The sequence below is a fragment of the Paraburkholderia heleia NBRC 101817 genome, from assembly GCF_000739775.1.
GTDB lineage: Bacteria > Pseudomonadota > Gammaproteobacteria > Burkholderiales > Burkholderiaceae > Paraburkholderia > Paraburkholderia heleia.
On record NZ_BBJH01000012.1, the window covers coordinates 24749 to 46480 of the forward strand.

The 21732-nt window shown below is 59.5% G+C and carries 16 protein-coding genes and 1 pseudogene; 11 read left to right on the forward strand and 6 right to left on the reverse strand.

The window, feature by feature from the left end; genetic code table 11:
* Positions 1 to 1069: 1069 nt before the first annotated feature.
* Both BHE01S_RS12205 and BHE01S_RS37740 read right to left on the reverse strand, forming a co-directional pair.
* On the reverse strand, positions 1070 to 1303 hold the full coding sequence (locus BHE01S_RS12205; RefSeq protein WP_042264213.1) for a hypothetical protein: 234 nt from the start codon (positions 1301 to 1303) through the stop codon (positions 1070 to 1072).
* An 87-nt stretch (positions 1304 to 1390) separates the two neighbouring features.
* Positions 1391 to 1696: a hypothetical protein gene (locus tag BHE01S_RS37740; protein ID WP_157025328.1), complete on the reverse strand. Its 306-nt coding sequence runs from the start codon at positions 1694 to 1696 to the stop codon at positions 1391 to 1393.
* Between the two features lie 144 nt (positions 1697 to 1840).
* On the opposite strand from BHE01S_RS37740, the gene BHE01S_RS39815 reads away from it, so the two are divergent.
* From BHE01S_RS39815 to BHE01S_RS12220, 5 genes are all read left to right on the forward strand, one after another.
* Complete coding sequence (locus tag BHE01S_RS39815) at positions 1841 to 2206, forward strand: DUF2946 domain-containing protein (protein WP_084068777.1); 366 nt, start codon at positions 1841 to 1843, stop codon at positions 2204 to 2206.
* Between the two features lie 246 nt (positions 2207 to 2452).
* Positions 2453 to 3037, forward strand: coding sequence for an SCO family protein (locus BHE01S_RS12210; RefSeq protein ID WP_042264538.1), 585 nt, complete (start codon positions 2453 to 2455; stop codon positions 3035 to 3037).
* Positions 3038 to 3093: 56 nt separating this feature from the next.
* Positions 3094 to 3471: a DUF2946 family protein gene (locus BHE01S_RS36655; protein WP_084068779.1), complete on the forward strand. Its 378-nt coding sequence runs from the start codon at positions 3094 to 3096 to the stop codon at positions 3469 to 3471.
* A gap of 273 nt (positions 3472 to 3744) precedes the next feature.
* The gene (locus BHE01S_RS12215) at positions 3745 to 4191 is read left to right on the forward strand and encodes a copper chaperone PCu(A)C (protein ID WP_042264215.1); all 447 of its coding nucleotides are present in this window, start codon (positions 3745 to 3747) and stop codon (positions 4189 to 4191) included.
* 331 nt (positions 4192 to 4522) lie between these two features.
* On the forward strand, positions 4523 to 6091 hold the full coding sequence (locus tag BHE01S_RS12220) for a methyl-accepting chemotaxis protein (protein WP_042264540.1): 1569 nt from the start codon (positions 4523 to 4525) through the stop codon (positions 6089 to 6091).
* Between the two features lie 597 nt (positions 6092 to 6688).
* Here BHE01S_RS12220 and BHE01S_RS12225 read toward each other — a convergent pair.
* Positions 6689 to 7891: an FAD-dependent monooxygenase gene (locus BHE01S_RS12225; protein WP_052405864.1), complete on the reverse strand. Its 1203-nt coding sequence runs from the start codon at positions 7889 to 7891 to the stop codon at positions 6689 to 6691.
* Between the two features lie 789 nt (positions 7892 to 8680).
* Between BHE01S_RS12225 and cysC the strand changes: the two genes are divergently transcribed.
* A complete protein-coding gene (gene cysC / locus BHE01S_RS12230; RefSeq protein WP_042264217.1) occupies positions 8681 to 9256 on the forward strand; it encodes an adenylyl-sulfate kinase in 576 nt (191 codons plus the stop codon).
* A gap of 1301 nt (positions 9257 to 10557) precedes the next feature.
* Complete coding sequence (locus BHE01S_RS12235; RefSeq protein WP_042264219.1) at positions 10558 to 11739, forward strand: cation:proton antiporter; 1182 nt, start codon at positions 10558 to 10560, stop codon at positions 11737 to 11739.
* Positions 11740 to 11763: 24 nt separating this feature from the next.
* On the opposite strand, the gene BHE01S_RS12240 is transcribed toward BHE01S_RS12235, so the two are convergent.
* Positions 11764 to 12360 carry a universal stress protein gene (locus BHE01S_RS12240; protein ID WP_322787295.1) on the reverse strand — a complete coding sequence of 199 codons (597 nt, stop codon included), beginning with the start codon at positions 12358 to 12360 and terminating at the stop codon, positions 11764 to 11766.
* A 537-nt stretch (positions 12361 to 12897) separates the two neighbouring features.
* Here BHE01S_RS12240 and BHE01S_RS12245 point away from each other — a divergent pair.
* Positions 12898 to 14484, forward strand: a complete 1587-nt coding sequence (locus tag BHE01S_RS12245; protein ID WP_167337681.1) for a sensor domain-containing diguanylate cyclase — start codon at positions 12898 to 12900, stop codon at positions 14482 to 14484.
* A gap of 86 nt (positions 14485 to 14570) precedes the next feature.
* Here the strand turns inward: BHE01S_RS12245 and BHE01S_RS12250 are convergent, their stop codons facing one another.
* Positions 14571 to 15311 carry a sulfite exporter TauE/SafE family protein gene (locus tag BHE01S_RS12250; protein WP_042264223.1) on the reverse strand — a complete coding sequence of 247 codons (741 nt, stop codon included), beginning with the start codon at positions 15309 to 15311 and terminating at the stop codon, positions 14571 to 14573.
* Between the two features lie 474 nt (positions 15312 to 15785).
* On the opposite strand from BHE01S_RS12250, the gene BHE01S_RS12255 reads away from it, so the two are divergent.
* Positions 15786 to 16556 (forward strand): bestrophin-like domain, encoded by a 771-nt coding sequence (locus BHE01S_RS12255; RefSeq protein ID WP_322787296.1) that lies wholly within the window; start codon positions 15786 to 15788, stop codon positions 16554 to 16556.
* Between the two features lie 1582 nt (positions 16557 to 18138).
* Here the strand turns inward: BHE01S_RS12255 and BHE01S_RS12260 are convergent.
* Positions 18139 to 18642: pseudogene (locus tag BHE01S_RS12260) on the reverse strand (aldo/keto reductase); the annotation flags it as partial.
* Between the two features lie 217 nt (positions 18643 to 18859).
* Here BHE01S_RS12260 and BHE01S_RS12265 point away from each other — a divergent pair.
* Together BHE01S_RS12265 and BHE01S_RS12270 are read left to right on the forward strand one after the other, a co-directional pair.
* Positions 18860 to 20278, forward strand: coding sequence for an ISNCY family transposase (locus BHE01S_RS12265; protein WP_157025330.1), 1419 nt, complete (start codon positions 18860 to 18862; stop codon positions 20276 to 20278).
* 666 nt (positions 20279 to 20944) lie between these two features.
* Positions 20945 to 21730 (forward strand): enoyl-CoA hydratase/isomerase family protein, encoded by a 786-nt coding sequence (locus BHE01S_RS12270; RefSeq protein ID WP_042264227.1) that lies wholly within the window; start codon positions 20945 to 20947, stop codon positions 21728 to 21730.
* Positions 21731 to 21732: the final 2 nt, after the last annotated feature.

Below are 21732 nucleotides of genomic sequence, written 5' to 3' on the forward strand. Positions count from 1 at the left end.
GAGGAGCGCGCTCCAGCAGTCGGCCACCAATCACGCTGCCTGGCACGAGACCGATCGAAGGGCTCGTGTCGCACACGCGGGTGGCGGCAATGTACAAGGAAGGCTCCTCGAAACGTGTGAGCCTAAAAGGATCGCCCCCATTCGAACGCAGGACTGTATGGACGTAACGGACAAACCGGACCTGGACCCACAGTACACATGCGACCTGCCTGAAACTACAGCATGAAGATCACCAAAGATGCCCGACGCAAGGTGGGTTCGCACCTGCGTTTCCCGGTAATTTCCAGTAAGGCACCCCAAGCTGCAACATCGATGGCGCAGCAGCATATGCAGCGTTCCTTAAGGGTAGCTTAACCTCAGGCTGTGGCGACATCGCCACTTCTCAAACAACCATCGAACACCACTCTTCACTACTCGGCACACAGAACTGACGCGCCTTCCTCTAAATATGGCACATCATGCTATAACTCTGCCTGGATGTCATTCCCACGTAACTACGAGGCAAGTCCGACTCTCGGGGAGGCCGAAACGGCAAGTCGAATTGAAGTTCGGGAACTCTGCCAACCATCAGGTCATGAACAAGGGAACCAATAGCGAGGTAAGCGCGTTCAAGCCGGTGATGGTTAGCAGCGCCTCGTTGCGAGAACGGATGAACGATGGAGGATAATCTTTTTCCTGGGTCCGGATTGTCCGTGTTTCGACTGCCGGTACCGCGGCAGGCAAGAGACAACGTCCGCACCAGATCCATCCAGGTTCATTCCCCGCCCCTCCCACGGCTCATGTGCGCGAGTGCGCTACTGTGAGGTAACAGCGTGTCCGGGCAAAGCGAAACACGGCATCGCTCAGGATGATGATGATCGCGGCAAGCATCCGGCAACTGTAGCCAACGTGCCGGCGATTCTCTGAGCGTGACCTGCGCCGAAAACACGGGCCAGCCTGAGGGTAATGGCGAGCAGATCCGCCGATAACGGCACCACGCCGCAACAGCCTGCCTGACAGCGTCAGACGGAAATAAACCACTGAAAACGAGCGGCCCTTTATTTCAACCCGTTTCTGCTGGCCGCTCCTGTTACCTGCCGGCATCGGCGAGCGCCAAGCGGATTTCCTCCCGCTGCAAGATCAAGCGCTGCCGGTTACTCTCCACTTCTGTCAGCTGTTGATATGCCATCGAAGCGGCGACACCCAGCCGCGCAAGTCGGGTGAGCTCGGTCCATAGCGCGCGGACGGTCGCGTCACATCGGTCGATTTCGACCTCGACCGCCTTCAACCGCCTCACGAAATCATCGAATTCCTGATCGCTCATCTGACGCTCGGCGCACCTCCGTGTACGGTACAAAGGCGCACCACCTGTTGCGCTCCGAATGCAGCAGACACGCGTGACCTGTCCGCGCTATACCGGCAGCCCTCCCGTAGCGGATGAACTTCCCGAAGCGGGAGCGGATCGGCCGGTCTCCAGCACGGGAAGGCAACCACTATAGCGCCCGCAATGCTTCATGAAGTTCTCGACGCCCGAAAGTAGCCATTGACGGCGGCGTGCGGCGCGGATTGTCGGTCGCTGGCCGTCCATGAATCCGCTGAGCGTCGGGAACGACATGGCCGGCTTGCCGAAGCGGATTCTGATTCGCTGCACACGGGGATCAATCACATCATGACATAAACCGTGTTGTTGCCCATGGAAATCAACGGTCTTCATCATGATCCAGCACGTGTCGCCGCTGCACGCGATTGAGCGCGACATTTCGCCGCAATTGGTCTCACGGGCGGCCTGATGCTGTGCGCTGGGGTCCACCACTGCACTGTCATTCGCGTCGCTTCCAGCTGACTGCGTTACCATGACCGGATGTATGTGCGCGCCTCCGCTTTCAAACGCCTGTTTCCATGGTTTGCGTTATGTGCCATGTGGCTGCTGGTTTGCCTGCCGCTAGCCAGCCAGGTCCTGGCGTCGCGTATTGCGCGGGAACCCGTCGCCGGACTCTGCTCAGGCTCGGGCGCGTCCCCCGGAAAGGCAGGGCAGACCGCAGGGGCGCTTGTGCACTGCGGCTACTGCGATCTTTTGAGCTCACACCCCGGGCTCTGCGCTGCGACTTCGACGACACAACCTCCGCAGTTGATTATTTCCGTAGTCGTTAGTCAGGCACCCATCCCCCCTTTGCCTGTCCTGCCTTTCCTGGCAGCCCGTCCGCGCGACCCGCCTCATTCCACCTAGCTGAACGACATCATCTGCGAATGGGGCGTACCGCGGCGCAGATGCGTCAAAGCACATGTGCCCGCGCCGCCCTGTTGCGGGCCGCTCGGGCGAGCCTTAGCAGACATCGGCATCCTCGCTTCCCTGGTGCCCCTTGTTGCGTACGGCACGCGGGTGTGCGTGCCTGTCCTGACTCGACTCTCCATGTTCAACAAGACCCACTCTTCGCGCGCAAAGCTTCCCGAGCACTTCCTCACACCGCTCATCATGGCCGCAGCGCTGCTCGGCACGACACTCCTTACCGGGTGCGACCAGAAGCCTCCACCGTCATTCCAGAATCTCGACATCACAGGCAACAGGCAGTTCGCCGATCACTTCGAGCTTCCGGATACGAATGGCCAGATCCGCACCCTTGCCGACTACCGCGGCAAGATTGTCGTGCTGGTTTTCGGTTATACGCATTGCCCGGACGTCTGCCCAACGACACTTGCGCAGCTGTCCCAGGCTCTCCAGCAACTCGGGCCCGACGACGCAAAGCGCGTGCAGGTGCTATTCGTCTCGGTCGATCCTGCGCGCGATACCCCATCCATCCTTGCGCAGTACGCTGCAGCGTTCAACCCATCTTTTCGGGCCTTGCGACCGGCCAACGCGGCACAGCTCCGACAGATGGCGAGCGGCTTTCATCTCATCTACGAAGAGGTACCGGGGTCGACTTCCACCAATTACACAATGAACCATACGGCCGCAAGTCTGGTGTTCGACACTAATGGGAAGCTCCGCCTCTATGCACGCGACGGGCAAGGGGTCACCCCGTGGGTGCACGACCTTCACGAACTGCTGGGTGCCACCTGACATGACGCCCCACAGCGCCTGCTGATAGCAAGAGGCCGCACTTTGGCTGCGCGCATATGACGACTCATGCCCGCCAACACCTGACAGCATGGCTTGGCGCCCTCGCCATGGGGCTCGTCGTGCTCGCGCCGGTCGTCAGCCAGCTCATCACCGCAGCTCGACGAGACAATCCTGCGCGCGGTGTGATCTGCTCTGTCGAGAAGCCAGCAGGGCATTCCGGCCTGGCTCATCACGGCGCCGCCCTTGCCGCATGCGGATACTGCATCCTCCTCACGGACCATCCGCCGGCTCCGGCCGCCAGGATCGCCCTACGCCAACCGCCCGTGCACGAGGTTCACGCGATCGTAGCGGCGCCACCCGGACATCTCCCCCTCAGCTTCTATTCTCCAGCGCGTCCGCGAGGCCCACCGCCCGGGTTCGCGACAAACACCTGAGTGCCGCACGCGCGGCCTGGCCGTCCAGCCCACATCGCAGTTCCGGATTCATATTCCCGGTAACCGCCGATGCCCTGGCGTGCCTGCGAGCGCAAAACCGGCTTCGTGCCTCCGGAGCGCGAGCCGGCTCCGGTTCCGTGCGTGCTTTGCCATCCGGGCCATGTCATTCCGATGTACGGGGTCCGTGACCTGGTACCGCAAACCCTCTGGCGTCGCAATGAATAAATGGCAGCCAGACAACCTATTCCTCGACGTGAAACAGGAGATCCTCTCATGCGCCGCAGTTTCTGCCGTATTGCCTTCGCCTTCCCCGTTTTCGCAGCGCCTTTTCCGGCCTTCGCTGCGCCCCCCTCCGCCGTGACGGTGTCCGGTTGCTGGATCCGCTCGATGCCTGGCGACACGCCTTCTGGTGGCTACTTCAGCCTCATGAACATAAGTGACAACCCCGTTGATCTCGTCGGTGTGAGCACGGCCGCGTTCGGTATGTCCATGCTGCACCAGACGCAGAGCAGTGGCAGCACCTCGAAGATGGTGATGCTGGAGAAGGCCACCGTGCCCGCCAACGGCACGCTTGCGTTCGCGCCGGGCGGCTATCACGTGATGTTCGAAAAGTCTGAGAAGCCGCTTGCGGTCGGCTCAACGATTCCCGTGACATTCAAGTTCAGCGACGGATCGACAGTTCAGGTACCGTGTGCAGTCAAAGACGCGGCGGGCAGGTAGTTCCCGGTTGCATATGAGCGGTTTCGCCACCTGAAGCGAGTCTCAGGCACAGCCGCGCGCCAGGCTTCGGCGCAGGCCGTCCATTTACGCAAATCACTGCGTATGCCGGCCTGAAATATTCAATCGCATGCATTGTTGTTCAGTTGACCGCCTGGCATGCGCCAGTGCCTGCCAGGCGTACCACGTGCGGGTTTTACGGGAATTCGCCCGACGCAGGAGAAAAACATGCGGGTTTGACTCTATGCATTTGCGCTGCTGCGTGCCGTTAGCGCAGTTACGCAATCAGGGGTATCCGGCCGAACCGGCGCCCCAACATACCGTGGATGACCCGATGTTTTCACTCAGCTTTAGACAGAAGCTCTGGCTGCCACTCATTATCAGTCTGGTCGCCCTTTTGCTTGTTACGATCAGTTCTGCCTGGCTTTCCTATCGAACGCGGATGGAGGAGCGGCGCAATGACCTGATGAACGTCGCGCACGTCGGGCTGAGCATCGTGGAGCAATATGCCGGGCTTGCGCGGAGCGGCGCCCTCACCGAGGCCGAGGCACGCAAGGAGGCGCTTCAGCGGTTGCGCGGCGTGCGCTACGGTAGTGACGGCTACTTCCTGGTAATCGACTCGACGCCCCGTATGCTCATGCATCCGATCAAGCCTGGAATGGACGGCAAGGACCTGTCAGATGTCATCGACGCTGACGGACGCCACCACTACCAGACGTTCGCGGTCGTCGCCAGATCGCCAGATGGCGGCTTCGTTGACTATGTCTTTCCGCACCCAGACGCGCAGGCCGCCAACGCCGTCGACAAGCTCGGCTACGTGATCCGCTACGCGCCCTGGGACTGGATCATCTCGACGGGCGCATACGTTGACGATATCGAAGGAGCCTTCACCAGGTCTCTCTATCTGTCCGCCGGCCTGTTCGCTGTGCTCGCCGCGCTCCTTTCTCTGATCGTCACGTACACCAACCGCAGCATCGAACATGCGATCGGTGGCGATCCCCGGGTCGCCACGCACATGGCGGACGCCATCGCGTCCGGGGATCTCGCAACCCCTTTCACAACCGGCCAGGCGGATCAAGGAAGCCTGATGTTCGCAATTGGAAAGATGCGCAACGCGCTTGCGGGTACTGTCGGCCAGATCCGGACCGGCGCAGGCAACGTCGCCGCCGCCGCCGGTGAAATCGCCAATGGCAACATGGATCTCTCTGCCCGCACGGAAAGCCAGGCGGCGGCACTACAGCAGGCGGCTTCGAGCATGCAGGAGCTAACAGGAACGGTCCGCAACACGGCACAGAATGCCCAGGCAGCAAGCGATCTCGCTGACGCCGCCGCGCAGATCACCGAACGGGGGGGCGACATGGTCATGCGCGCCATCACGACCATGCGCGAGATCCGCGACGAATCCCGGAAGATGGTCGACATCATCGGGATCATCGAAGGTATCGCATTCCAGACCAACATCCTCGCGCTCAATGCTGCCGTGGAAGCTGCGCGTGCCGGCGAAGAGGGGCGCGGCTTTGCGGTCGTGGCCACCGAGGTGCGTATGCTCGCGCAACGCAGCTCGAGCGCGGCGAAAGACATTCGGGACCTCATCGGCCGGTCTGTCGAGCGCGTCGGCGATGGTGCAGAGCTCGTTGAAGCGACGGGCGGCACAATCAGCGAAGCCCGCGAGGCGATCAACCGTGTAACCGGGATCGTTCAGGAGATTGCTGCAGCAGCAGCCGACCAGAGCAAGGGCCTGGAGCAGCTCAATGCGGCTGTCGCGCAGATGGACGACAAGACACAGCAAAACGCCGCCCTCGTCGAGGAATCGGCGGCCGCCGCCCAGACGCTCGACGAGCAGTCCCGGCTTCTTCAGGACGCTGTCTCCGTATTCAGAACATCGGTAGACACGCCCTCCTAACAGGGCCTTGCGCCGGACGGTTGAAGGCGAACGCGCGAAAAAAGCCGTGGGAGCGCCCGCCGCTTCATGCGAAACCTCAATCCCGTTGCGCCATGCAGGCTGGCCTCCTGGAACATCCAGCCCGTTTCCCGTCCGTTTGTCCGAAAGCAGGACGGCCTAGCCACCTCGCGAAGAAGATTGCCGGATAGTCTCGCATCGGTGTATCAGGTTCCTGCTGCCAGAGGAGGCACGGAGGCGGCGATCTGGTGCCGGGCAGCGCTCCAGTGCGGGGATGTGTGATCCCGATAACCCGCCGCAGTTTCCAGCGGATACGCGCTCCTGAGAATATTATCTTACGTTTTGTAAGGAAATCTCCCGACTCAATTACCGACTGCATCATGTACGATTGAAAGGCGGCCAAGGAGACCCGAGGCCCGCGTGTGATTCGGTGACCGCAGGTTACCTGCGGTCCCTTTTTTTGCTCACGCCGTTGAAATCACCCTACATTCCTTGTTCGGCGGACATCCTGACATCGCGATTTTGCTGCGTTGTACTGATGAAATGCGGTCTGCCTACAACACGCACGAAGGTAAGAACCTCGATCGAGTTTTCAAAGTCTCACTGCCGGCAATTACCGGAAAACCGAAAGGCCTCTCCCAGCATTCGCCGCGCGAGCCACGTACCGATCCCTGGCACGTTCATCAGATTCACCGCGCGATCACGCAAAAATAGCCCGACCTCGCTGCGTGGAGTGAACGACCCGGCGAACCGGATAGCGGCATCTTGCTGACGCAGCATGAAGGGCCGCAGACGATATTCGTAAGCCGGAAAAGCGCGTATGAAATCACCATCGGCCGCGTGCAGCTCTTCCGCCAGTACGTAGGCACCCAGCATCGCAAATGCGGCGCCCGCACCTGCGAGCAGTGAGGGACTATACGCGGCATCGCCGATCAGTGCGGTACGGACCTGTGTCCAGCCCGGCATGCGAATCTGGCTGACCGTATCGAAGTAGACGTCAGGCGCTGTTTCAAGCCGCTCCAGGATTTCGGGAACTTCCCAGCCATCGCTTCCAAATTTTGAGAGGAGATAGGTTTTTTGCGATGCGGCGTCGTGAGTGACGATCTGGGGTTCGCCAGCCTCGGCAAAGACAAGCAAAAACGCGCTGCGACCTTCGCGCATCGCATATCGACTGATTTGCCGCCCGGGTCTCGCGAAGCTCACATACGTTGATTCATCGCGGTGCGGATAAACGTCGGCAATGAACGACGCCGCGACGTAGCCGAGAGATCTTTGAAACGATGGCTCTTCTCCAAAGACCAGCTCGCGCACGCGCGAGTGCAGTCCATCCGCACCGATCAACAGATCGAAACTTCGACGCGCTCCAGTCGAAAATTCGACCTCAACGCCGCTCGTCTCCTGTTCCACTGTACGGATGGATGTTCCGAACAGCACTTCGACCCGATCGCTGATCGTTTCGTAGATGGCTAACGCAAGATCACCACGTGGAATACTGAAAAACCGTCCATTCAGTGCCGCGCGCAGTACGGCTCCCCCCAAACCCGATAATTCGTGACCTCGCTCGTCGACAAACTTCAGCCGGTCGAAAAGATAGGAGCGCGCCAGTGCTGCATTTAGCAAGCCGTAACGTTCAATAATATCGTAGCCCGTTCCCCACACATCAATCATGTAGCCGTCGTCGCGGAATACGGCCGCGCGTTCGACGATCGTGGGTTCAAAGCCGTATCGCACAAGCAGGTGTGCCAGCGAGGGGCCGGCGATGCCTGCGCCGGAGATCAGAATGCGGCGGTTCACTGGTGCCACGCGTCTACCTCCTTCTATTCGTCGTGCGGCTCGTGCGAGATACCCGTTTCAACGAAATGAAGCCCGCACTCCTACCATAGTCCGTTGAACCGATAGATGCGGGAGTTGAGAGCGATACTTCACTTATGTTGTACAGCGCATCCCCACACCCGCGGGCATTTCCCAAGATCAGGATGGGTGTTTTGGGAAGTTCGGGCGCCGCACCGAAACCGCGGTCAGCGCACGCCTGGTCGCTCCCTGATCTCTTGAGCCAGAGAGCAAAGCCTCCTGCCGACTGGCACTGAAAGCCTATAAGCCTCAAATTCCCCGCAGGGACGTCGAGGGCAGCGTTGCGATCGCGACCAGCCTGCACCGGCCATCTGCCGATCACGTCGCGGAGCTATTGAGCAGCAAGATCGAGGCCTGCCCGCCTTACGATTCTCAGCCAAACCGGGGCCGCCCCGCGCTAGTCGCCGACAAGTGAAGACGATCGGGCCCAACTCGTCACCGTCGCGAATTGCGGACATGGAATCGCCACTTTATCCATCCCGTGCTGGCTGCGAACAGCAATCACTTGCAATATGCAATCTGCAGCTACAGCACTTTCTGCGGAGCGGGAATTTTGGGTCGACATTGTTTCCAGTGCGCCCAGCCGCTGACAATGGAAACAAAGAGCCTCCTGGCGCGTATCACGCCGGTGTGCTGCTCTTCACTTTGGGCATTTTCACTGCAGGTCTAGCGGGTCAACGGCACACACGAACTATTGAATGCGCCGTATCAACGGCCAGGAAGATTAAAGAAAGCGCTGCGATGGCCGTCAAATGGGATATTGAAGTGGAGAAAGCAGAAGTGGATGTAGTCACGCGCAAAGCAGCCGTCGTCTGGCTCACCGGCATGTCGGGTGCTGGAAAATCGACCATTGCGCACGCCCTGGTCGAGCGAATGCAAACGGATGGAATTCCCTCAACCATGCTGGATGGGGATGTGCTGCGCACAGGATTGAACGCGGACCTTGGTTTCAGCGAGGCAGAGCGCAGCGAAAATCTGCGGCGCGTCGCCCACGTCGCGGCGCTGTTCTGCGACGAAGGCTACGTCGTAGTGACCGCTACCATCTCACCGAACCCCGAGCATCGCGAGAACGCAAGAAAAATCATCGGAGATGAAGCTTTCATCGAGGTCTTTGTGGATACGCCCCTCGAAGTCTGCGAAAGCCGCGATCCGAAGGGGCTCTACAGGCGTGCTCGTCGCGGAGAGATCAAGCAATTCACGGGGCTCGGCGCACCCTACCACCGGCCGCTGAACCCGCATATTGTGCTGCGCACCGATGGTGCCAGCGTGGAACGGAATGTCCGGGAAGTCATCGACTATCTGAATTTACACTGTTAAATGTGCTGCCAGGAGTCAGTGGTGCCAGAGCATGTTCTGGATCGCTTCGCCGCTCGTTTGTATGTTTTGAATTGCGCACGCGACAACGTTTGTGTTCGCTGCGTCTCGCCTCACCGCACCTGTGAGCAGGCCGGGTCACCCAACGCATGACAGCGTGCGCAGCAACCACCGCCAACCACAGCCGGTAGCTGCCCCGAAGCATCGTACGCGCACTGCGCCGGTCGCGACCAGTGACGCCCCCTTTTGATTTCCGTGAAACCACGGTGATTGGGCGGACCGATGGTGAGTTCCCTCCGCGATCCTTCGCCTCGTCGCATTGGGGGGGTGAAGGCAATCGTCACCGGGCCGCGAACAAGCAATGCGCGCAAAGGTATTTCCCGTCGGCGAGCTGCGCCTGACGACGGTGCCGGGCGTCGAGAGACCTGCTCGCACGAGTTCAGCAATTCGTACATTCGTATTCCTTATTTTTTACTTCCGGCTTGGGCCGAAATTCCCTGACCGTCGCGTGATTTTCCGAAAGCTCGTGGATCCAGCTCGATCCCCGATCTCCCAAACGCCATTCCCGCACGTCTTACGGTCACGTCCTGTTCGCCATGGCAGCAATCAAGGCGAATCGCAACGTCGACTCCACAGGACGATTGCAGGTGCCGCGACCCCATCATTTGGTCTCGCTGATGTTAAATATGGCGAGCATGGCGTCGCGATCGTGTCCCGGCGCATTACAGCAGGCGATATGGCGCCCCGGTTTGAGTACAAGGCATGTCGTGACGCTCTCCCGAGGGTCAAGGTCTTCGACGCCCTGCAATCACTGACAAACGCCTGGATGTTTCCGCGGAGCCCGATCAACTTGGGCTCCCTCGTCGATCATACGTTTGCCGGGAACGGCATATTTTCGCCTTGCCGTGCTACCTTGAAGAGGCGACTGTTTGCCCGTTTCGGCCTATGGTTCACCGTGTCGCCTGAAGGAACGCCCACCGGTACTGCTTGCCAGATGATGCAGCGCCACTCGGTTAGAGTTGGCGACTGGACGCCAGGTGCGAGATCGCCCCGCGGAGGCGAACGCCCCTCTAACTGATGCCAACGACAGTCAACCAGCCAAATAGACAACCATCACGCTGACCTTTGCTACCGATGCCTGCGTCGTTGACGCCTCCATGAGTAGCAACCGCGATCTTATGCGTATGCTCTGAAAGCAGCTCGGCGCGTGTACGGCGGCGATTCGCCCTACGACGCCATGCGGCCGGTAAGATCGAGGCAGCCGCAGCGAAAATCGCTGCGTTCCCTTGACCGGAGCATTCCGGATGGACTTTAACGTCAGCCTCTTCGAAGTGCTGTTGCTCGTTTCGGCTTTGGTGGCGATGCTTGTGCGGCGGTTGCACATGCCGTACAGCGTTGGACTGGCTGTTGCGGGAATTGCCCTTTCTTTCCTGGCATCGTCCAGATTTCCGGCCCTCCCTCTCAACGAGGACTTCATCTACAACGTACTGCTGCCGCCTCTCATTTTCGAAGCGGCGTTTCACATGCCGTGGGGTGAAATTCGGAAAGACTTCGCCGTGGTGCAGACGTTAGCTATCGTCGGAGTTCTCGTGTCGGCCGGCGTGACGGCAATGGCTATGCATTACCTCTTGCACTGGGAATGGATTTCCGGTCTGCTTTTCGGTATGTTGATCGCCGCCACGGATCCAGTCTCTGTCCTTGCAACATTCAGGGAAGCCGGCGTGGCGGGCCGATTCCGACATTTGATGGAGGCGGAAAGTCTCTTCAATGACGGGACGGCAGCAGCGGGCTTTCGGGTTGTTCTGGCATTTGTCGGAGGCACGCACGTTCATCCGCTCGACGCGCTGAGGATCTCCGGTGTCGTGCTTTTCGGCTCGGTCTTTTGTGGCTGGCTAGTCGGCAACGTCGTGCTCTCGCTGCTACGTCGCACCGACGATCACCTGGTCGAGATTGCATTCGCGATGATCGCGGCCTATGGTTCGTTTCTCCTTGCCGAGAACCTTCACCTGTCAGGTGTGCTCGCGACACTGGTTGCGGGGCTCGTGATGGGGACGCGCAACGCGGTCAACCCGATGACGAAGAGGGGCCGGGAGGCCGTCGAGAACGTGCTGGAATATGCGGTATTTGCGGCGAACTCGTTCATCTTCCTCTTTATCGGCATTCAGCAGGCTCAGCGGGAATACGAAATGGTATGGGCATCGATCGGCATCGCGGTGGTAGTCGTGATGCTGGCCCGCGCCGTAGCTGTATACCCGTGTTGCGTGCTTTTTTCACGGTCGTCCCTGCGGATCGACGTGCGGCACCAACATATCCTGTTCTGGGGCGGAATGCGCGGCGCTCTGGCTTTGGCCCTCGCGATGGGATTACCGCCCGAAGTGCCGCGACGTGAGGAAATCGTCACGGTATCCTTTGCTGTGGTCGCCTTTTCCATTTTTGTTCAGGGTACGACGATGACAACATTGCTGCGCAGACTGCGAATCGTATAACGCTTCAGGAGCGAGTTGCAGATGTCAGTGAAGCATCGTGACGGGCGTTGAAGTCAGGCGCCATAATCTGGCGAGGATGGTCCATCTGTGGAAAAAGCCGAGGTGGCTTGCGTCAAGGAGCACAATATCGGCATGATCCTTTGCTGCGTACTGTGCGATTATCCGCTCTGCCGGCCCGAACGCGCGTTTCCATGTGTACGGGACACCAGCATCATCGAGAATTGCTCGTGTCTGCATGAGCGCATCGAGTGCGGCCCGCTTCGCTTGTCTGTGCAGCGTGGCCGGTGAATGAAACGCCACGGCACGACTTAGCGCCACGTCATTGAGCACTTCGATGATCTCAACCTCAGATACGCATCGCTCGGCAAACAGGAACGCTCCGTGACGCGCCGCTTCGGTCGCCCCTTTTGCTCCGATCACAGGAATAAGCAGTTTCAGCACTGCCAACCTCCAGCCCACACCTTTTGTCATCTCATCAGTTTGATTGAAGCACAGACAACGCCAGGATGAACGTAAAAGTGCAGGGAAGCCGCGTAAATATCTCATCAACGTCGAAATGCCCCAGAGCCGGGAGCGAAGCCTTTGCCGCTTCTCGCAACTTCGTGGGAAATCGTAGGCCATGGCGACCATCCTCACCTGCCGCCGTCACGGAAATATCCAAAGTCGGTCTTACGATGCGCGTGGGTCGCCTGACGTGTCACTCAAGTTTCAGCCGGCCGCCACCCATTGAGATCCACAGATCGTTTGCTTATTCCGCATGCGCCGGTCCCATGACCGCAGCGGCTGGTGACGACTTAGAATTCCTAGCCCTTGAAATTGGACGATGCATCTGGCACCAGATAGCCTGTCCGAAGGCCGCTTACGGGATGTCAGTGGAAAGGCGCACTGGTGGCTAGCGCGCCCTTCCAGAGCACAGCAATCACGGCCCGTGGCATTTTCACTTCGCTCGCCTGGGTCGCGTGCAGAAGGAATTGTCACGAGGGTTGCTGCACCCATGACCATGAATGGCAGAAATAAGGGGCATAATGATGCGCCGCAAAATGGTACCGGAAAGCATTTTTGGGTTAGTCTCCTACGGCATCCATGCGGAACACCTGATCCTGCATACAAAGACCGCGGGTCGATCTGTGGAGACCACCACACATGCACCAGCCACGCTTGCCCAAGCTCGACCTGCGTCGCTTGATCGTGGGACTCACCCTCCTCACTGCGTTCGGCACGTTAGCCAATAGTCTGCTTGCCGCCAGGCACGTGCAACGGGACGTCCTCATAAGAAACGCGCTCGATTCGAATCGCGCATACGCGGCGAAAGTTGCGTCGGGCATCGATGGCTTCCTTCGCGACGCGCAGCGCCGCCTAGCTTATAGCTCCGGGCTGCTGGCCGATAATTTCGGCGACGCGGTGCTTCGCCATGCCGAGGCAGAGAGGTTACAGGCACAGGACATGGCGTTCAACTCTGTAGCGATTGTCGATGAATACGGACGCGTCATGGACGCAGTTCCCGAGACACTCGAATTAGGCGGTTCACTAGTCACTTCGCCGGGTGCGAAGCAAGCTCTCGCTGTACGTCAACCGCTTGTCAGTCAGGCCATCCATTCGACCATCGGAAACCTCATTGTGCTTGTCTCGTTTCCGATCATATCGCAGCGCAAAAAATATCTTGGATTTGTGGGCGGTTCCATCTACCTCCACGAGGCGGGGGTTCTTCACACGCTAATAGCACGTCACTTTTACCGGAACGAAGCGCGCGTATATATTTTCGACGCGAACCGGCGTCTGCTGTACGCTCCCGATCGGACGAGGCTTGGAACCAAGTTGGGAAGGAACGAGGTCGTTGATGATGTACTCACCGGAGAAAGCGGCGCCATGATTATTTCGAACTCCGAAGGAATCGAAATGGTTTCGGGATTCGCATCGATTCCGGCTTCGAACTGGGGGGTTGTCGTCGAATTGCCACTTGACGCCGCCATTGCGCCACTCGATGAGCTGGTTTTCAAGACACTTCTGAGTTCAGCTCCGATTGGCTTCCTTGGGCTGGTCGCAATCTGGTGGTTTTCCTCAAGAATCACCCGTCCGCTTAAGGCGCTTGCAGAAAACTCGAATGCTGCTCCCTCCGCCGCGCTACTGGAGCGCGTCAGGGATATTGATGCCTGGTACTTTGAGGCGGAAAATATCAAACATGCGCTACTCGCCGGCATTGCCCATACGCAGGACACGTTGAATCGGCTGAGCATTGCCGCACAGACTGATCCACTTACGGATCTATTCAATCGGCGTGCGCTTGACGACGTGCTCCGCTTGCTGGAAGCAAAAGCCCAGTCATTCTCGGTGCTGGCAATTGATATCGACCACTTCAAAAGTATCAACGACGCGCACGGGCACGACGTCGGCGACGTTGCACTGATCAGGCTGGGCGGCCTGATTCGCGAGAGCTTACGGCACGACGACATCGCCTGCCGCGTCGGGGGTGAAGAATTCCTGGTCATTTTGCCCGGTACGTCGATCAAGGCGGCGAGGGCTATCGCGGAACGCCTTCGTCAATGTGTCGAGCAGGCCTCCACTGCACCATTCGGAAAGCTGACGATATCTGTGGGAGTAACGATCTGGCCGCTTGACAGTGCTACTCCTTCCGATGCATTGAAGGAAGCAGACAGACTGATGTATCTCGCAAAGCAGCGAGGTCGCAACCGGATCGAATCGACGTCCCACGTCGATCACCGCGCGGACCTTGACACCTCCGGGTAAGCATCCGCGAAAAGGCTGTCTATTGACGCGTTGCTTGTGTCCGTCATTTTACTCGCCCGCGAAGAAGCCCGATCAGTTGCAGCGATTCACATGGGCAGTAGCAGCTTCAAACTGGCGACGATCAAGACAATGCCAAGCAAGACACGAATCTGGCGAGTCGATAGCCAACGGCTGCCGAGCTGTGCTCCCAGCCAGCTTCCTATGACCACCATTAACGCCAGCCGACCAATTCCCTGTGGAAGGCGATTTGTGGCACTCCAGTTGCCGGCCAGCGCCGCTATCGAATTGCAGAGAATGAACAGCGCGGAGACGGACGCAGCCGCTCGCATGGTTGACCAGCGGCAAAAGATCAGGAGCGGTGTTATCAGGACGCCGCCACCAACTCCGGTCAGCCCCGAAGCGAAGCCGATAATCGCCCCGCAAGCCAGCGCTACGGGTCTGCGTGGTGGTCGCACACCCTGGTCGTCCATTGGCTTTCGCACCAGTGACAGCGTTCCGGCGCTAAGCAGCAGTGCGCCGAGCAGATATTCAAACCACGCTTTTTCGAGCGTTATATAGCCACCTAACAACGCCATGGGGATGGCCGGCAAGGCAAACGGCCAGAATGACTGCCAGTTGAAATGCCGGTCTCGGATGAAGCGCCAGCTTACGACCAGGGATACCAGAATATTCAGGACGAGCGCAGTTGGCCGGATGCTGTCGGGCTCGTATCCCACCAGCGCCATTATGGCGATGTATCCGGAAGCGCCAGCCTGCCCAGTGCTCGCGTAAAGCAGCGCAACCGCCAGAAAGGCCATGCAGGTCAGGAGTGGTTGCATATCGACCATCGCATCCTCACGGGGAGGTTGATGCGACAGTATCGCACGCACGAAACAGGCCAAAGGTCTGCTCCATACTTGGGAGCGGCCTTCATCAATATGCAAGGTCGTTGGACTCTACTGGTTTGTCTTGGTGCGTTCGCCATCGGCCGGGGTTGGGCCACATGCCAGGCATAGCACATGAATACGCTGAACCTCAGGCGACCGATAGTCCAGAAGTCACACGCTCTACAAATTCAACCGCTTGCGCAGGTCACTCAGGTCTGAATCTTCCTCCGGAAAGGGGTTGCTGGCTCACCCGCCGGGCAAACACGCGCGACGCCTCGACGCGCCAGACGACCAGCGTGGCTGGTGCATCGCCAACGCACATTGCAAAGCTTGCGTTTATCCTGCGTCTGTATCGCGCCCCTTAGCCCTCGAAACCGAAATCTGCGGCTTCCGTGCGTATCCACCTGGCGCGCTGGAGATTAACTCAAAGGATTCATGATGGCACAACTAATACACCATCCCGCGTACCTCTTCTTCGCGCTGATTGTCCTGCTACCTGTTGCGGCAGCGCTCGGTGCAATCACCCTGCAACGCATTGCGCCGCTTTCGGACGACGCGCGCGACAACTATAACGTTGTGCAGGGAGCGACGCTCACGCTGCTTGCACTCCTGATTGGATTCACCCTCTCGATGGCGGTGGGCCGTTACGATCAGCGGAAAAATTATGAGGAAGAGGAAGCGAACGCAATTGGCACCCAGTACCTGCGGGTCGAACTGCTCGGCGAACCCCGGGCGGCGAAGGTCAAAGCGCTGCTGCGGGACTACGTACAACTGCGTATTGAGTACTACAAGACGCGCGAAGCCCACGAACTGGAAATCATTAACGGGAAGACCGCCGCGCTTCAGGCCCAGTTATGGGCCCACGTGCGGGAAGCGGCGATCGCGCAACCCACCCCGATTACCGCACTCACTGTTGCCGGAATGAACGACGTCATCAACACCCAGGGCTACACGCAGGCTGCTTGGCTCAATCGCATTCCTGTTTCCGCGTGGACGCTAATGATCGCGATCGCTTTCTTCAGCAACCTCATGCAAGGATACGGCGTGCGCGGCCAGTCCGGGCGGCGCGTCCTGCTGTTCGTGCTGCCAGTCACGGTCTCGCTCTCGCTTTCACTCATCGCAGACATCGACAGTCCTCGCGGAGGGCTCATCCGCGTAGTTCCCCAGAATCTCATCAGCCTGCAACAATCGCTTCCTGCGAGCTGAGGCACAGGACGGCGACGAACTATCTGGCGTACCAGCGGCGCAGCTTCGACTGCTTGTCTTGGCTCCTGATATCAGGCACACAATCGCCCAAGAGACCTTAGCTGGTTCCGTATGACAGCGTCGGGGCACCATGCTGCGACTGGCTATCCTTCAGTCTGGCGTGTCTGGCACCACGCGAACGTTGGTTCGCGGCTCAATCCAGGCAGCGGCGGTACGCGCCGGCTTGTTGTAGCGGCAGGCGTGGTGCTTGCGTGGATTGAATTCCTGTCATTGACGACGTTGGCACGAATCCATGTCGGAGCGGCGATGCCGTCCAGACGACGTTGCCTCGTGCGCGCCATTCATCATACGCAGCATGCCGGAGCCGCCTGACCTGCAGAACACGACGGCGAGTACTACAAAAACGCAAGCGAAAACGATATTCAGTACCGCCGTGTAATTGAGGTGAATCGTTGTAGCGGAAACAACCGCGCGACCTTGTGCAGGAATTCAGCCGCATAAGCGGGAAAGCCGTTCGACGCCGAGCGCGGCGACGACCTTGGACGGGTAGAGAACGGCCACCCTGCACAGGCTCATCTTCCCACCGTGGTAGTTTCGGTAAATGTTTTGGATGGCCGGAAATAAGTATATCTAAAAAAATGAAGGACACGACACCCCAGAACCCGATGCCGCCATGCCACAGCACGGCAGCGAGCGGCGTTGCCGAACGAGCAGGTGAACGACGCAACGACGATGAGCGGTCCGATCAGTGCGCCCCACACCATCGCGAGTACAGGATAGCTCGACCAGGAAGAGAGGCCGCCGCCAAGTAGGTCGATGGCACCCAGGCGGAGAGCGCGCCGGTCACAAGCAGACCCACGCCGATATCGCACCATAGCGTGGCCCAGTTCATCATGTAATGGTGACTGACGGCGACCCAGCCGTCTCTGGAGAAGCCTTCTTACCCGGCGACCCGTGCAGCACATAAAGTCGCCGACCGGCAGGACCGGATATTGACGGGGTAGAGACCTGAAGATCGCGGACAAACTGCCACGGTGTGTGCCAGCGTGAGGACGATCGCGGTGATGTTCGCGCTCGCCGTTCCGGGGAATAGTCCCAACTCGTCTGCGAGGCCCTGAGCTGGCGTACAGTGGGGTGGACCTTAACTCGTGGCTACACAGGGTGTGACTCTGTGCGCGTGTGTCCCTGACTGGAAGGCATCGTCGACAGCCAGCGGCTTCGAAACCGACGTTGTTACGATTTACGCTAATTTTCTTTAGGATTCCTAAGTTTAACTATCGCGGGCGCTCTACAGAAACCCAGTTGACGACATACCAGACACGGACATTGTCTCGACCACGGTTCGGCCGTTGAGTTGCCAGAGCGGCTCGACGCGGTGTTCGAACGCGCGGTCCGTTCGCTGTTTGAAAGATAAGGCATGACTTCTCCCGAGGCATCGACCGGAACCGAACTCGATCCCGCCAGTCCCGTCGTCAATGGCTCGCGCCCATCGCACAGGCAAGCGGCCGAACGTCGTGTGCGCCCCTCCGGGCGCGAGTCCGCGCGGCACACTCGCCAGGGCTGCGGAAGCTCCGGTTGCGTGTCAGAGACCAAGCTTTCGTTCGCTCATCCACTTCACGATCGCCGGATCGCGATGGGAGAAGAAGCTGCTCCTGCCGGTCTCCAGCGTGGCGATTGCCTGGACGTCTTCTTCCGAAAGCTCGAAATCGATGACAGCCGTATTTTCCAGCATCCGCTCCCTGCGCACGGACTTTGCGAGTGCGACGATGCCGCGCTGGACTAGCCATCGCAGGACGACCTGCCCTATGGTCTTGCCGTAACGCTGCGCTATTGCCACCAGCTACCCGTTCCCGAACAGGTTATTGCGACCCTCTGCGAAGGGAGCCCAGGCCTCCGGCTGAACGCCGAGTTCGCGCATGAAATCGACGCTTTCAGCCTGCTGGTGGAAAGGGTTGACCTCAATCTGGTTGACGGCCGGCTTCACGTCGTTGAAGGCTGCAATATCCATTAGACGATCGGGCTGGAAATTGCTCAGGCCAATCGCACGCAGCTTGCCGGCACGATGTGCCTCCTCCATCGCCCGCCAGAATCAACTCAAGCGAACATTGCTGGCAACCGGGACACCGGGCAGGCTCGGTTCTACACGCAAATACGTCGCCAAATATCGTCATGAAGATAAGCCTTCTTATCCGAAGCACGCATGTGGGGGCTACGTCCTAATGTCGTGTTCTGGCTATTTACAGATGTCGTGTTTTTGAGCGCTGGCAAGCTGGCAGACTGCTGCAACCGCTACGGGGCCTGCCATGAAGCCGGACACGACGCTGGTGAGTTTGAGCATGCGCGAACTGGACAGACTGAAGGTCATACAGGCCATCGTTGAGACGGGCCTCAAGCCCGGCCGTGCCGCCGAACGGCTGGGTCTGACAGCACGTCAGATCGAACGGCTGGTGATCCGGTACCGGGAGCACGGGCCGTCTGGCGTGGCCTCGGGCCGGCGCGGTCAGCCAGGTAACCGCAAGCTCGACGAAGGCCTGGCGTTGCGCGCCCTGATGATCATCCGCGAGCGCTACGCCGATTTCGGGCCGACGCTGGCCCGCGAGAAGCTGGACGAATGCCACGGCATCCGGCTGTGCAAGGAAACGGTGCGCCAACTGATGACCCAGGCCGGCCTGTGGGTGCCGCGCAAACAGCGTCCACCGAAGGTCTACCAGCCGCGCGCACGGCGTGCATGTTTCGGCGAGCTGGTGCAGATCGACGGCAGCGACCACCGCTGGTTCGAGGACCGGGCGCCGGCCTGCACCCTGCTGGTGTACGTGGACGACGCGACGAGCCGGCTGATGCACCTGCATTTCACGCAGACCGAATCGACGTTCAGCTATTTCGAGGCCACGCGCTCGTATCTGGAGCGCCACGGCAAACCGGTGGCGTTCTACAGCGACAAGGCGAGCGTCTTTTACGTGAAGCGCCGCGCCGAGACTGCAGGCAAAGGTGTCACCCAGTTCGGCCGGGCGATGTATGAGCTCAATATCGACACGTTCTGCGCGAACTCAAGCCCCGCCAAGGGCCGCGTGGAGCGCGCCAACCTGACGCTGCAGGATCGCCGCGTGAAGGAACTGCGCCTGCGCGGCATCAGCACGCTGGACGAAGCGAACGACTGGGCCCCGGCCTTCATGGCGGCCTACAACGCCCGCTTCGCGAAGCCGCCCAGAAGCCGGTTCGATGCACACCGGCCGCTGCGTGCGGACGAGGATCTCGACGCAATCCTGACCTGGCGGGTACAGCGCAAGGTATCGGATTCACTCACGCTGCTGAACGACCGCGTGATCTGGCTGCTAAAGGACACACCGGCAACCCGCCGGCTGATCGGCCGCTACATCGAGGTATGGGAGTATCCGGACGGTCGCATCGAGCTGCGGGCCGGTGGTGCAGCACTGCCCTGTATCCCCTATGACAAGCTCTCGGAAATCGACCAGGGCGCCGTGATCGAGCACAAGCGGCTCGGCCATGCGCTGCGCGTCGCCCAGGCGCTGCAGGCGCAACGCGATAACCGTCGCGTATCAGGCTCGCCATCCCGCACCAATCGCGGCGCCGCGGTACGCAAACCGAAACCATTGCCTGGCGCACGGAAGCAGCGCGAAGTGACGCTCGAGGACTTGAATGCGGCGGTAATGGGGACTCACCGCAACCCGGGAGGCTCGGTGCTAAAAACCCCCTCCAGATAGATATAAAGGACTGCAAAACAACCACACCCAGAACCAACCTCAACCCCGACATCTGTATTTAGCCGGGACCCCGACATCTGAAAATGGCTTTGACAACGCACCGACACGGCACGAAGAAGGCAACGGCGCCATGGCGCGGGTTTCAAGTCAGGTACATGTTTGAGATGGGCACACATGCCTCCCGGCAAACTTAACGAAGTATCACGCGCGAGCGGACAGCCTCCCCGTTCCCGGCCGCCGCACAACGAACCCTTCTTCGAGTACCTTTGGCAGTTCCGTTGTGGAGTATCCCTATTACGCTCCCAGGCAACTCTCGTAACAATGTCCTGAAAATTGAACCGTACTACGAAATACAGGGCGAAACTGAAATGCACATCGTTGAAGCAACCCCACTAGCGTTACTGGACAGGTCGATCGATCCTTAAAAAAGAACACCGCTGAGGCGATGGTTTCCAACGTGAAGGCGATAGATCTGTATGTCGTGAAACCGCTTTACACCGTACTGTATCGAAGTTGATTGACTTAATTTCGGTAGTTCGATATCTTTGAACGAAATCGTTTTCGAGCCAATCCGGCCATCACTTTGCCGGGTGGCCGCCCACGCAATCCGCGTCGACTCCCGATCCTGCCCGCAATGATGGCGATGCTGACGTCAACGGAGAATTCATGTCCATCGATTTCCAGATCATCGACCAGACCATCGCCCACATTGTCGTCAATCGTCCCGATCGGCACAATGCGCTCGATGTCGAGCACGACCGCGCGCTCGCCAGTGCGTTCCAGCGCTTCAACGAAGACTCGCAGCTAAAGGTCGCCATTCTTTCCGGGAGCGGAGGACGCGCCTTTTGCACAGGTGCCGACATCGGCGACTACTTGCCATACCGGCGTGAGATCGCTGCATGTGATGCGCAGACAACGACTGTCAGCTTTGGCGGACTCACTGGGGCACATGATGTCGCCAAGCCGACGATTGCCGCCATCGATGGATTCTGCGTCGCCGGTGGACTGGAATTGGCTCTCGCCTGCGACATTCGCATCGCCACGTTCGACTCACGTTTCGCCTTGCCCGAAACCCGGCTCGGCATCCTCCCCGGGGGCGGGGGCACGCAGCGGCTCGCGAAGATCGCAGGCCTCGGGGTCGCCATGAGGATGATCCTCACAGGCGAAACGTTCGACGCGAACTATGCGCTCGACCATGGGCTCGTCACCGAGTTGGTATCGAAGGAGGAACTGGAGCGAAGCGCGCTCGCGATAGCCCGACGGATTGTCGCGAACGGTCCGCTCGCCGTTCTTGCCGCGCGCCGCGCCATCCTCGCGAGCAGTGAACTCGCGCTGGCAGACGGCCTCCTCCTCGAATCAACACTGCAGCGGGAACTCCTGTTGACACACGATTCCCACGAAGGCGTCGCCGCCTTTCTGGGGCGGCGGCCGCCCGTCTATACCGGAAGTTGATA